Genomic DNA, 12,675 nt, shown 5'->3' with positions numbered 1-12,675 from the left:
ATTCGGCAGGCACCTCGACACAAGGAAGCCGAGTCGTAATATCGACCAAATTCACTGCCAGTGAACGATGCGGATGGCCTGACCAAGACCAAGGCGTATGTGGTCCTCAAACCCGATTCAAATGGCTTTGGTCCGCTGCGACAGGCGTGACTTATACCGCTTCCGCCTGCGGGTCAGCCGTTATGTAGTCCCGCCTGCGCGCTCGCTCAGCGCACAGATGCGCAGCCTCGGCACAAGCCAAAGCGACTGCAACCAGGGCCGCCCCGACGAGACTGACGTACTGCCGGTCGACGAAATGAAGCACAATGCCGCCGAGAACGCCCGAGCATGCTAGTCCCCCGTAGGTAGCCGTATTGTTAAGGGCGAGCAGCAGCGGAGCCACCTCCGGCGCGATCTTGACCAGCCGGTGTTGTTGCGGCACGATCAATCCCCATCCGACCAGCCCCCAGACAATCAGGGCGGCCACGGCGGTAACCATATATGCGGAAGTCCACGGCAGCGCGCAGAAATTCAGGATGCCCACGCAAAGCCCCGCGTTGATGATCTTGCGGCCTTCGAAACGATCGACGAGACGGCCGGCAAACATGTTCCCGACTGTCGCGGCGCAGCCCCAGACGAGAAGCATGCCAGCGAGCACGCGTTCGTCGCCGCCGGTGACCGGCTCCAGCACCAGTCCGGCATAGGTATAGACCATCAGGAATCCGCCAAAGGCGAACAGCGATGTGAGCAAGGCGAGCGCAACGCGAACGTCGCGCAAGGGAGCCAGCCGCTCGCGCAGCGTAAACCGTGCGGGCTGAGGCACCGAGCGCAGCATGGCCCCTACCCCGACCATCGCGATCAGCCCAAGGAGCGCGACGAACCAGAGGGTGCTTCTCCAGCCCCCGAATCCGCTGATAAACGTGCCGATCGGGGCGCCCAGCGCCGTTGCTCCGGCAAGACCGGCCGTTACGGTGGCAAGCGCGCGCCCTCTCCTATCAGGCTCTACAAGCAAGGTGGCAACGCCGAGTGCGGTGGGAGAAAACATCGCCGCGCCAAGGCCGGCCAGCCCGCGGCTGAACAGGACCGTATTCAGATCCGCTGCGAGCGCCGTGATGACGTTGCCGACGACAAAGATGCCGAGCGCGGAGACCAGCATCAGCTTCCTGGGCCACCGCCCTGCGACAGCGGCCATCACCGGAGCCAGGATCGCATAGGAGAGGGCATAGACGGTGACCATCTGGCCGGCCAGGCTGACGGTGGTGTGCAGTGATTCAGCGACGCCAGGAAGAATACCTGCGACAACGAAGTTGTCCGTCCCCATGGCGAACATGCCTAAGGCAAGCATGAGCAGTCGACGATCCATTTGATTGACCTTTTACGTGGTTCGGTAAGCGTGATATCGGCCGCGAGCTAGAAGCTGTACGACTGGCCGTCCTCCGGCACCAGCACGCGCCGCGGATTCATTCCCTTCTCGCCGATGTAGTCGCGCAGTTCCTGGCGGGATTGCGTGCAGTGGGCAAGCGCCTCCATATGGCTGGCAACCACTGTGGTTCCGGGCGCCGCCTGGTAGACGCGATAGAGGTCTTCCTTGCCCATGATGAAAGCACCGTCATAACCGACCAGGCGTCCAAAGCAGGCGTTCAGGATCGCGACGTCTGGCCGGTATCGCGAGAGGGCCTCCTCCACATATCGGTTCCACACCGTGTCGCCCGCCACGTACACCGTCTTGTATCCTGGCCGCTCGAATACGACGCCCGAAGACTTTCCCAGGCGCTTTCCCCGACCTTCCACCATCGCGTCACTGCCGTGCTCGCCACCAGTCTTGCTCAAGCGTGTCCCATGAAAGTCGACGTTAGCGGTAAGCACGCGCACGTTCTCAAAGCCATCCTTGCGAAGGCTTTCGGCATCTTCGTCGCTCTGCGTAAAGATCGGAATGTCCTTGGGGAGACTGCGCCTGGCGGCTTCATCCCAGTGATCGTAGTGCTGTGCGTGGGTGACGATAACCGCGTCGGCCTTGATGACTTCGTCCAGTGGGATCGGCAGGTCAACCAACGGATTCCTGAGCTGGCTGTTGTAGGTACCCTCGAATCCGGGGTATGCGCCTTTCCTGGCGAGCATTGGGTCGATGAGGAAGGTGGCCCCGGCGTACTCCACCTTGATCGTGGCATTGCGAATCTGACTGAATCGCACCACCGACCCCTCTGCGGCGGGGGTCGTGTTGGCGACGGACTCAGTGGTAACGATGTCCGCGCAGCCGCCTAGCAGGATGGTGCACGCCGCGGCAACTGCGATCTGTAAGTGCGTCGAACTATTCATTGGTATCCTTTGCATTACCGGGAATGTTCCGGCAACGGCGCCGCTTCCCATGGCCCGAATTCTGTGCGTATCGCTCGTGAGCGAACAGTATTCTGGAGGCCCAGCTTCGATATAATCGGGCCATGCGGAAAACAGCCTCTACACCTCGACGCCTGAGAGTTGCTGTCATTGCCTTCGACGGCATAACGCCTTTCCACTTGTCGGTGCCATGCCTGATTTTTGGCGGCAATCTAAGTGATCCTGGGGTATCGGCTTTCGAGGTGATGGTTTGCGCAGCGGACGCGGTGCCGCTACGCACTACCGCCGGCTTTGCCATCGACACTCCGTGCGACCTTGCGGCCGTGGACTCGGCCGATCTCGTGATCATGCCTTCCTGGCATGACGACTGCCGTCAGGCGCCATCCGACTTGCTTGAAGCTCTGCGTCGTGCGCATCGTCGCGGCGCGAGGGTGGTGGGCTTATGCCTGGGGGCATTTCCGCTGGCCCAGGCCGGCCTGCTGGATAGCAAGACCGCGACAACTCACTGGGAATGTGCCGGCACACTGTCGGAACGACATCCGAAGGTCAGAGTGGATCCGGACGTGCTGTATGTCGACGAGGGCGATGTTCTCACCTCGGCGGGCGTCGCTGCAGGCATAGATTGCTGCTTGCATCTGTTACGCCAGATTTCCGGCGCAGAGATTGCCAATCGTCGCGCCAAACGGCTGTTAATCGCCCCACATCGACAGGGAGGGCAGGCACAGTTTATCGAGCGACCATTACCGGTCACCCACAGCGACGACCGGCTCGCCCAGGTTCTCGAATGGGTGACGCACCATCTCGAGATAGCCCATACCATCGAATCGCTCGCAGAGCGCGCAGCCATGAGCCGACGCAACTTTACCCGCCATTTTCGCCAGACCACCGGCACGTCGTTCAAGCAGTGGATATTGCACCAGCGGCTGGCGCGTGCTCAGCATTTGCTTGAAAGCAGCGACGCCTCGATTGAATTCATCGCGCAAGAGACGGGCTTTGGAACAGGGCTGTCGCTGCGTCAGCATTTTCGCTCCGCCCTGCTCATCTCGCCGTCGGCCTACCGCAAGCAATTCCGGTCGGATCCGTCAACCTAGCCAGGAAGCCCCGGGCCCTGGTCCCAGAGCTGCCGGATCAGTGTTCCGTGCGCTGCCTCGATGATGGCGCCCGCCTGCAACAGTCGCATTTCACGGAACGCCGGCGCAACGAGCTGTACCCCAAGGGGCAACCCACGAGCCAGCCCCGTCGGAACGTGCAGACCCGGCAACCCGCACACTGCCACGGCCATCAGCGGACTCTGCACGTCCAGCAAGGCACGCATTTCATCGACTGCCCCCTGGTCGGCGTCCCAACGCAATGGCAGGCGGCACGACGTAGGCATCAGGACCAGCGGATAGCGCCGGAACAGGATATTCCACTTGCGGCGCATTTCATCGCGAGAGGCAATGGCCTCGGCATAGCCGGCCAGGCTCAGGTCTGGCGCACAGGCTGCCATGTTATGGACCGGCGTACTGATGGTCGCATCGCCAATAGCGTCCACGGCGTCAAGCATACCGAGCCTGCATTCCGACATGACGATGCTTTCCCAAAGCTCCATCCCTTGCTTAAGATCTGGCAAGGGAACCCGCTCAACCGTGTAACCCGCGCTGGCCAACGCGGCGGCGGCCGACAGCAGTGCCTGTTGAATCTCCGGATCGATATCGATGCCACCGATCTCGTCTACGAGAGCGACATGGGTTGGTCGCTCGTCATCCTCATAGTTGAGGCGTGCATCGACCCAGATCGGATCAATGCCGCCATCACACGCCATCGCCTCCAGAGCCAGCCGTGCGTCCGAAATAGTACGCGTGAGCGGACCCTGCGCAGACATCGCCTGAAGTCCGAAGAAGCGTCGTGGCGCCGTGGCCTGGAATGAGGGAATGCGACCAGTCGTTGCCCGCAAGCCCACAACACCATTGACATATGCCGGATAGCGGATCGACCCCGCTATATCAGTGCCGTGAGCGATCGGACCCATACCACTCGCCACGGCTGCGCCGGCGCCACCGCTCGAGCCACCTGATGTCACCCCGGCCGACCAGGGATTGCGCGTACGTCCATAAACCGGATTCTCGGTGAACCAGCGGAAAGAGTGTGGCGGCGTGTTCGTGCGCCCTATGACCACCGCCCCCGCGCGGCGCAGGTTGGATACAACGCCACTGTCTGCACCGGCAATCCGATTGAGCCATAGCGGATTGCCGTTGCTCGTCGCCTCGCCGGCGACATCGACGTTCAGCTTGATCGAGACAGGCACTCCGGCAAGCGGCCCCAACGGCTCGCCCGCATTGCGCCGGCGATCCAGCGCTCCGGCTTCGGCCAGCGCACGTTCCCTGTCCATATGGACGATGCTGTTGATCACGGGATTCACCACGTCAGCACGCGCGTAAACGCTCTCCACGACCTCTACAGCCGAAATGTCGCCACGACGAACCGCGTCGCCTATTTCTGCGCCAGACCAGCGCCAGAGATCGCTGGCAACGTCGCTCGCGCGTTTGCTGCTTTCAGTTTGATTCGCTGACATCATTTCCTTCCAGTTTCCTCTGGTGACAGGCAGCCCTTGTTGGCATCGGCAAGCCGCCAACTGAGGGCGCCGCATGGTGTTCGAGCCAAGTTTGGAAGCGTGTCAGGTCAACGCGCGTTGCAAGGCTGAACACTACCTTCCTCCGGACGCGTGGCAGTGACCGTCATCGAATTCGGTCGTCGGTCAATTAATGCGACTGCAACCATTGCGATAGCAGCTGGAATCGCCATAAGCAGGAAGTTTTGATGAAGCGGGAGTTGCATCCCGACCACGGCGCCCAGGACGACGGGCGCTGAGATGGCGCCAATCCGGCCCATCCCGGAACCGATACCGATGCCAGTCGAACGAACCGACAACGGATAGTACTGTCCCGCATAAGCGTAGACGACAATCTGCGTGCCAATTGTCGATGCGCCCGCTACGCACAGGAGGAAATACAGCACCGGTGTTGATGACTTGAAGCCCAGCAGCGTGATGGAAACACCGGCCAATGCGAACATGAAGATGAGCACACTGCGAATCTTCATGCGGTCTGCAAGCATGCCACCACCAATTGCGCCAAGCATGCCACCAATATTCAGGATGAGAACAAACGTCAACGCCGATCCCAGGCTATAGCCCGCGTTGGCCATGAGCTTCGCCAGCCAGGAACTCAGGGCGTAGACCATGAACAAGCACATGAAGAACACAATCCAGAACATGCATGTACTCAGGGCCCTTCCATCGCTGAACAGGGTGCGCAGCGACGCCTCGCCATCGCGGTTCGCGCCAATAACGAATTGATCATCGTGGCGGAACACGTAGGTGCTATCCAGCTTTGCACAGATGCCGCTCAACTCCTGCCGGCGATCGTGCTTTACCAGGTAAGCGATCGACTCCGGAACATACTTCAAGACCCATGGAACCACCAATACAGGCGCTGCCGCTGCGTAGAAGACCGCCTGCCATCCGTAGCTTTCGATGAGCCCCTTGCCGAGCAGGGCCGCGACCATGCCTCCGACAGAGTAGCCACTGAACATCACCGTAACCAGCGTGGTCTTCAACTTGCGCGGGGAGTATTCCGTCATCTGTGCCACAACCGCGGGCATCACGCCACCGATGCCAAGTCCGGCAATAAATCGCGCAATGCCAAAGGCCACCGGATTTGTGGCCATGCCAGCTATCGCTGTAAACAGACTGAAGAGCGAAACGCACAGCGCGATTGCACGACGTCGCCCGATACGGTCAGCAAGGGTGCCGAGCAACACCGCGCCGCACATCGCCCCAAACAGTGCTGAACTGACCATCATGCCGGCGCCAGTGGCGTTGATATGCAGGTCGCGCATGATGGATGGCAGCGCTATCCCCGCAACAGCGAGGTCATAACCATCGAAGATAATGATCAGCGCGCACCACGCCAGTACCAGTGTATGGAAAGCGCTGAACTTTGCATCGTCCGCGACTTTTAGCAAATCGATAGAGCGCCCTGTTCGTTTTTCGTCCACCGTTGTCTCCTTTCTAATATCGCCTGATTGAATGCAAAATGGCTCCCCAATCCTGGAGACCCTTCATCGCCAGGAATTGCACTGCTGACAATCTCGAGTCACGCGGTTATGGTCGTCTCGTGCAGGCGCTCATCAGGTCGCACCTTGCGCTGACTGTGCGTCCGGGTCGCTGAAGACGGATCAAGAAAATGTGCGCGATAGTCCTGGGGTGAAATTCCCAGGCGCCGCCGAAATACCGAACGCATTCGGTGCGCGCTGCAGAACCCGCACTGGTACGCGATGGTCTTGATGGGCTTCGATGAAGTTTCGAGCAGGCTTCTTGCCGCATCTATCCGGACGGCCTCGACGAATTCCATGACGCTGAGGTTGGACTGGCGCATGAAGATTCGCGTGAAGTGGCGAACGCTCATTCTCGCGACGTCCGCCAGAACGTTGAGCGACAGATCAGCAGCCAGATTGGCAAATACGTACTGCTGTACCTGCGAGACCAGTGAATTCGGCTCTACCGAGATATTGAGGTAGGAACTGAACTGGGACTGTCCCCCTGCCCGATGGGTAAAGAGCAACAACTGCTTGGCCACGTTGACGGCGACTTCCCGACCATGGTCTCGCGCGAGCAGATAGAGGCTCATGTCAATGCCGGCAGTCACTCCGGCAGACGTGACCAGGTTACCGTCCTGGATATATAGTCTGTCAGCATTTACCACGGCGGACGGACATTCCCTTGCAAGACTGGCTGCGTCGTTCCAGTGAGTCGTGACATGCTTGCCATCGAGCACGCCAGCTCTGGCCAAGAGAAAGGTGCCATTACAGATGGTGCAAACACATGCTGAATTTACGGAGGCCGTCCGCAACCAGGCATACAAGGACGGCACAAAGCGCTGTTCAGGCAACGTAGGACTAAAGTGGACCCACGATTTGAGACAGTGATCAGGCGGTGGTTTAAGCTGTTGTCCTTGACGGGATGATGGCAAATGAGTGAAGGCAAGAAGCGCAAGGTACACACGGCAGAATTCAAGGCCAAGGTTGGTCTGGAAGCCGTGCGCGGGGTGAAGACGATCAGCGAGATTGCGCAGACATACGGCGTGCATCCGGTGTTGGTTGGGCAATGGAAGAAGGAAATTCTTGAGCGGGCCGGCGCCCTGTTCGAAACCAAGCGTGGCCCCAAGCCGGCCGAGGAAAAAAGCGACGAGGATCGCCTGTACGGCGAGATCGGGCGGCTGAAAATGGAAGTGGACTGGCTTAAAAAAAAGTTGGGGGAGTGAGCCGGGAAGCGCGAATGGGGTGGATCGATGGTGCGGAGGAACTGCCTTTGAGCCGGCAGTGCGACCTGGCGGAAGTGTCGCGCGCAACGGTGTATCGGAGGCAGGGCAAGACGACGCGGGAAAAGCGCGACGAGGATCTGCGGCTGTGCCGGTTGATCGACGAGGAATATACGAACCGGCCGTTCTACGGCAGCCGGCGCATGGCGGTATTCCTGCGCGGCCAGGGCTGCGTGGTGAGCCGCAAGCGGGTGCAGCGCCTGATGCGCGAGATGGGGTTGGCGGGCATGGCGCCGGGGCCGGCGACGAGCGCCAAGCATCCGAAGCACAAGGTCTATCCGTACCTGCTGCGCGGGGTCGAGGTGACGCGACCGAACCAGGTGTGGTCGACCGACGTGACCTATATTCGCCTGGCGCGCGGTTTTGCCTACCTGGTGGCGATCATCGACTGGTACAGCCGGAGGGTGCTGTCCTGGCGCCTGAGCAACAGCATGGACGCGTCGTTCTGCGTGGACTGCCTGGAGGATGCGCTGCGGGAGCACGGAAGGCCGGAGGTGTTCAACAGTGACCAGGGCTCCCAGTTCACGAGCCACGTCTTCACGGGCGTGCTCAAGCGCGAAGGCATCGCCATCAGCATGGATGGTCGCGGCCGGGCGCTGGACAACATCTTCGTCGAACGGCTGTGGCGCAACGTGAAGCACGAGGATGTGTACCTGAAGGGGTACGCCAACATGGCGGAGCTGATGATCGGGCTGGCGCAGTACTTCTCGTATTACAACGAGGAACGGCCGCACCAGTCGCTGGGCTACAAAACGCCGAAGGCCGTCTATGCCAGCGGCGAGGGCGGCGGGGCAATGATTGTCGATAAATTCGGCGGTGCGCGGGGAGAATCCCCTGCTCCGCTACGCTGCGCAGGGGATTCTCCCCGCGCAAAATCAGGGCAGCGCTGTTCCGCTGCATGTGAAGAAATGGATGCAGCTTAAACTCGGTTGAAATCTGTCTTGACCGAGGGGTCCACTTTAGACCTCCTGCTATGAGCAACAGGTCGTAGGCGCCATCCGAGTCCGAAAACAAGCGGTTGGCATGGATTTCCAGGCCGTTCGAGCAACGTACGCGGCCGCTCTCCGTGCCCAGGATTTCAAAGCTGTACTGATCGTCTGCAGAAAGAAAGCGATTCGCTTCCGCAAAGACATCGAGCGGCCCGGAGACATCCAGACCCTGAACCTCCGGGAATACCAATATGGCTGCGGTTTTCATGTACGGGCCTGCACTTCCGGTGATCTCAAACCACGGCACCTCTACAAAGCCGCACTGGCCGTCTTCCCGTCACCCGGGACCGGGCCGGCTTGCCTGGCGGGTCCGTCATACAGATCGGCAAATCTTCCGCTCCGGCTTGCTTGCTCAAGCACGCGTTCCGGAATCAGTGTGACAAGGAAGTATGTTGTGTACCCGCCGAACAGCAGCGCCAGCAAAAAGTACGTCACGGAAAGTAGCGCGAACATTGAATGGTCCCAGAAACCTGAAGAAAGTGCGCTATAACGTCCTTCTCGAGACGGTCCAGCGACACGCTGATTGGCCCGTCGCATTCCCTGTATGCAGGGACGGGCCTTCAACGGCAGTGTAGGCGGTATGGAACGCGTCTCTCGTGGCAGAGGGCGAACGAATCCGGCCAAAGTACGGTGGTTTCGGGTCGCGGTGGCTTGGACCATATCCCAGAGGGATACGGCACAGCATTTTGTGAGGGATCCTGCCACCGCACCTCAGATTGTGACTAGCCCCAAGCCGAGTTATCGGTAGTCCGCGTCTTCCAGCAGCATGTCCTCGAAGAACGCGCCGAATCGTTTCCGCGGATCGCGTAGATGGATCTCGAGAATCCAGCGCATTGCCGCCGGACGGTCTTCGAAATCGGCCAGCGAGCCGGTGTGGATCGTGGCGTGAGGAAAGTCCGACACACGGTGACCCGGCAGATCGAAGTTGAGTTTCCAGCCCATCGACTTCGCCATGCGGTCCGCTTCGGCGTACAGCGCGTGTCCGGTCAGACGATCTCGCTTCCAGGCACTGCGTACCTCGTGGAACAGTACCTCGGCATCGCGTGCACAACGTTCGTACTCCGTATGCTGCCCCACCACGAATGACGCCCCGCCGTCGCCTTCCCAGGCGTCCACGCGCGGGGCGATGTCAATGAAGAAGATGTCGTTCTCCTGCAGGATCACGCCTGGCTCCGACGCCAGCTTCATCGGCTTGATGGTGTTGCGGCCGAAGCGGACACGCGTGGGATGCCAGCTAAGGACGAGGCCTGCGTCAAGCATGACGCCCTTGGCCATCTCGACGGCGTCTTCCTCCACCATGCCTGGAGTAACGCATGCCGCGATTCGGGCGATTGCCTGGCGCGTCTTGTTGCGCGCGAGCAGCATGCCATCGACAGTAAAGGCCGGGCCGACGCGCTCGGCGAGGGATGCGGGAACTGCGCTCATTCAATGCTCTCCTGTGAGAAGGCCGAAACCGCTTCGGCCTTGAGCAGTGATTGTTCGCGCGTTCGTCGTTCCAGGCAGCGCAGACAGACCGCTGGGGCGTGCCATTCAGCGTGCCTTTCGTGCCAGTCTCAAGTGGCCGCGATGTCAGCGGAGATTTCGGGCCAAAATGCGTGCAATTCCGGCTATGGCAGAGGAGCTGCGATGGCTCGAACCGAGGCTTTCCGATATCGTTGGAGATTCAACAAAGCCCTCGTCCGCCGCCCTCCGCATCTGCGCCCGTGACCCGAACTGTTGCCCTCCTCGTTTTCCCCGGCGTGCAGGCGCTGGACGTCGGCGGTCCGATGGACGTGTTTGCCGAGGCGAACCACTTCGTCCCAGAGGACGCTCGCTACGAGATTGAAGTCATCGGCATAGGCGTTGATGGGTTGATCGCCTGCTCCAATGGCTTGCTGCTCAAAGCGCATCGTGCGTATGGCGACGTCGACCCCGTGGTAAGCAGCTACGACCTGGTCCTGACAGCGGGCGGGCCAGACTTTCCCAAGGTCATATGGAATGCCGGTGTCTATGACTGGTTGCGGCGCATCTGCGCCGTATCGCGGCGTTACGGGTCCATCTGTAACGGCGCCTTCGCTCTCGCGCGTGCAGGCCTGCTCGACGAACGCACCGTCACCACGCACTGGAGCGATGCAGGGGAGCTTGCGAACCTATGTCCGAAAGCTCGCGTGGAGGCAGACCGGATCTTCGTGCGTGACGGCAATCTTTATACGTCGGCGGGCGTGACGGCGGGTATTGACCTCTCCCTGTACCTGGTGGCTAAGGACCATGGCGACGATGTAGCCCTCAACGTCGCCAGACGCCTCGTCGTGTTCAGGCAGCGCGCGGGTGGGCAGTCGCAGTTCAGTCCCTACCTCACTCCCTGCGCGGAGCCGACTTCGCCCGTCGCGCAAGTGCAGGAATACGTGCTTGAGCACCTGTCGGAAGAGCTGAGCGTCCGCGTCCTCGCCGGCGTTGCGAGGATGAGCTTGCGCAACTTCGCGCGGGTCTTTGCGCGGGAATCCAGGATGACACCAGCCGCCTTCGTTGAAAGTGCTCGTGTCGATGCGGCGCGTGCCATGCTCGAGAAAGGCAAGGCACCGCTCAAGCGCATCGCTTACGAATGCGGATTCGGCGATGCCCACAATATGCGACAGATCTTCAAGCGGCGCTTCGGCGTGTCTCCTCAGCAGTATCGCGCCACCTTCTCTGCACCGCCACCTGACTCCGTCTTACCAATACGTTGACGTCAATGCTGAGGCTGGCACGAAGGCAATGCAGTTTGGCCTGAATCGTCCCCCTGTCGCGACGCCGTCGCTCGCCTCCATTGCCATACTTGTGGCAGATGCAGGCAATCCGGCTCGCATCCCTGTATTAGACACACGACTTCATGTTAAAGCGACTTCTTCTATCAGTTCTTATCGTGGCGAACCCGCTGCTCCCGAGCGCGGCGACCGCTGCCAATGCTGCCAGTCAGTCCCTCGCCAGTCCCGAAGCCACACCAGACGATTACTTCCATACCGGCGCAGGGGCGCGCTATCTGCGTCGCGCCGATGCCGATCTGGTCGTTCAACCCTTGCGCGGAAACATCACCGTCCTGATGGGATCCGGCGGCAATATCACGGTGCTGTCGGCCAAGGAAGGAAAGTTCCTGGTTGACGCCGGTATCAGCAAGTCGGAGGAGAAACTGCGGGCTGCGCTCATGAAGATCAGCCCGACTCCGCCAAGGTTTGTCGTGAACACACATTGGCACTGGGACCACACCGACGGCAATGCGTGGATGCATGCGGCGGGCGCCACCATCGTCGCGCAAGAGAATACCTTCAGGCATCTGACCGAAACCACGCATGTGAACGCCTGGAACTGGACATTCGATCCGGTGCCGGAAGCGGCCCGTCCAACGCTGCTGGTTAAGGACGAAAAAACTTTTACTTTCGGCGGCACCCGAGTCGAAGTCGAGAATTTCGGCCATGGCCATACCGATGGCGATCTATGGGTCTACTTCAAGGATGCAGACGTACTGGCGCTCGGCGACACCTTCTGGAACGGCTTCTATCCGTATATCGACAATGAGGACGGCGGCAGTATCGACGGCGCAATCAAATGGGCCAACAAGGCTGTCGCGCGTACCACGGCGGACACCATTGTCATTCCCGGCCACGGTGCGATCGGCACGCGCACGCAGCTGGTCGAGTTTCGAGACATGCTGGTCACGGTACGCAACAACGTGGCCGTCCTGAAAATGCAAGGCAAGTCGCTCGACCAGGTCATCGCGGCAAAGCCGACGGCCGCGTTCGACGCGAAATGGGGAAAATTTGTGTTCAATGGCGACCAGTTCACAAAGATGGTCTATGCCGGTTTGTAAGGGCGGAACATAAAACGGGGGCGCCTTTCGTCTCGGCGAAGCTTCATCGACATCACATCGATCCGAGATCAAAGCGATGGTTGAGCGTCACGCGCGGCTGTCGGCCGGCCGAGACCGGGGCGGAGTGGTGTCCGAATCCTGATTGGGGCCGTTCCGGACGCTGCCCTCGTGGACGTTGTCGATTACGCCG

General features: G+C 60.4%; 9 protein-coding genes and 3 pseudogenes. 4 read left to right on the top strand and 8 right to left on the bottom strand.

The genetic code is table 11. From position 1 onward, the window contains the following. Positions 1 to 151: 151 nt before the first annotated feature. Entirely contained in the window at positions 152 to 1,342 is a 1,191-nt protein-coding gene (locus ACIGJB_RS19325) for an MFS transporter (RefSeq protein WP_483733909.1), read from the bottom strand. 47 nt (positions 1,343 to 1,389) lie between these two features. Beyond that, a complete protein-coding gene (locus ACIGJB_RS19320; RefSeq protein ID WP_483733908.1) occupies positions 1,390 to 2,295 on the bottom strand; it encodes an MBL fold metallo-hydrolase in 906 nt (301 codons plus the stop codon). 122 nt (positions 2,296 to 2,417) lie between these two features. Here ACIGJB_RS19320 and ACIGJB_RS19315 point away from each other — a divergent pair, with 122 nt between their 5' ends. Continuing rightward, positions 2,418 to 3,404: a GlxA family transcriptional regulator gene (locus tag ACIGJB_RS19315; protein ID WP_483733907.1), complete on the top strand. Its 987-nt coding sequence runs from the start codon at positions 2,418 to 2,420 to the stop codon at positions 3,402 to 3,404. Here ACIGJB_RS19315 and ACIGJB_RS19310 read toward each other — a convergent pair. The 4 genes and pseudogenes from ACIGJB_RS19310 to ACIGJB_RS19295 all read right to left on the bottom strand — a co-directional run. Then, positions 3,401 to 4,870, bottom strand: a complete 1,470-nt coding sequence (locus tag ACIGJB_RS19310; RefSeq protein ID WP_483733906.1) for an amidase family protein — start codon at positions 4,868 to 4,870, stop codon at positions 3,401 to 3,403. The two genes, ACIGJB_RS19315 and ACIGJB_RS19310, sit on opposite strands and share 4 nt — an antisense overlap. Positions 4,871 to 4,974: 104 nt before the next feature. Beyond that, positions 4,975 to 6,351 (bottom strand): MFS transporter, encoded by a 1,377-nt coding sequence (locus tag ACIGJB_RS19305; RefSeq protein ID WP_483733905.1) that lies wholly within the window; start codon positions 6,349 to 6,351, stop codon positions 4,975 to 4,977. A 98-nt stretch (positions 6,352 to 6,449) separates the two neighbouring features. Beyond that, positions 6,450 to 6,983 carry a GlxA family transcriptional regulator gene (locus ACIGJB_RS19300; protein WP_483734728.1) on the bottom strand — a complete coding sequence of 178 codons (534 nt, stop codon included), beginning with the start codon at positions 6,981 to 6,983 and terminating at the stop codon, positions 6,450 to 6,452. 42 nt (positions 6,984 to 7,025) lie between these two features. After that, positions 7,026 to 7,442, bottom strand: a pseudogene (locus ACIGJB_RS19295) (DJ-1/PfpI family protein); the annotation flags it as partial. On the opposite strand from ACIGJB_RS19295, the pseudogene ACIGJB_RS19290 reads away from it, so the two are divergent. Then, positions 7,326 to 8,512 (top strand): annotated as a pseudogene (locus ACIGJB_RS19290) (IS3 family transposase); the annotation flags it as partial. The pseudogenes ACIGJB_RS19295 and ACIGJB_RS19290 sit on opposite strands and share 117 nt — an antisense overlap. A gap of 109 nt (positions 8,513 to 8,621) precedes the next feature. Here the strand turns inward: ACIGJB_RS19290 and ACIGJB_RS19285 are convergent. Further along, a pseudogene (locus tag ACIGJB_RS19285) lies at positions 8,622 to 8,870 on the bottom strand (DJ-1/PfpI family protein); the annotation flags it as partial. Between the two features lie 530 nt (positions 8,871 to 9,400). Further along, positions 9,401 to 10,087: a M24 family metallopeptidase gene (locus tag ACIGJB_RS19280; protein ID WP_483733904.1), complete on the bottom strand. Its 687-nt coding sequence runs from the start codon at positions 10,085 to 10,087 to the stop codon at positions 9,401 to 9,403. A 278-nt stretch (positions 10,088 to 10,365) separates the two neighbouring features. On the opposite strand from ACIGJB_RS19280, the gene ACIGJB_RS19275 reads away from it, so the two are divergent. Further along, the gene (locus ACIGJB_RS19275; RefSeq protein WP_483733903.1) at positions 10,366 to 11,367 is read left to right on the top strand and encodes a GlxA family transcriptional regulator; all 1,002 of its coding nucleotides are present in this window, start codon (positions 10,366 to 10,368) and stop codon (positions 11,365 to 11,367) included. Between the two features lie 176 nt (positions 11,368 to 11,543). Then, positions 11,544 to 12,485, top strand: a complete 942-nt coding sequence (locus ACIGJB_RS19270; RefSeq protein WP_483733902.1) for an MBL fold metallo-hydrolase — start codon at positions 11,544 to 11,546, stop codon at positions 12,483 to 12,485. Positions 12,486 to 12,675 lie beyond the last annotated feature (190 nt).

This window comes from Cupriavidus sp. C2SS-8b (assembly GCF_057073745.1).
This window is presented reverse-complemented; position numbering and strand designations above follow the sequence as displayed.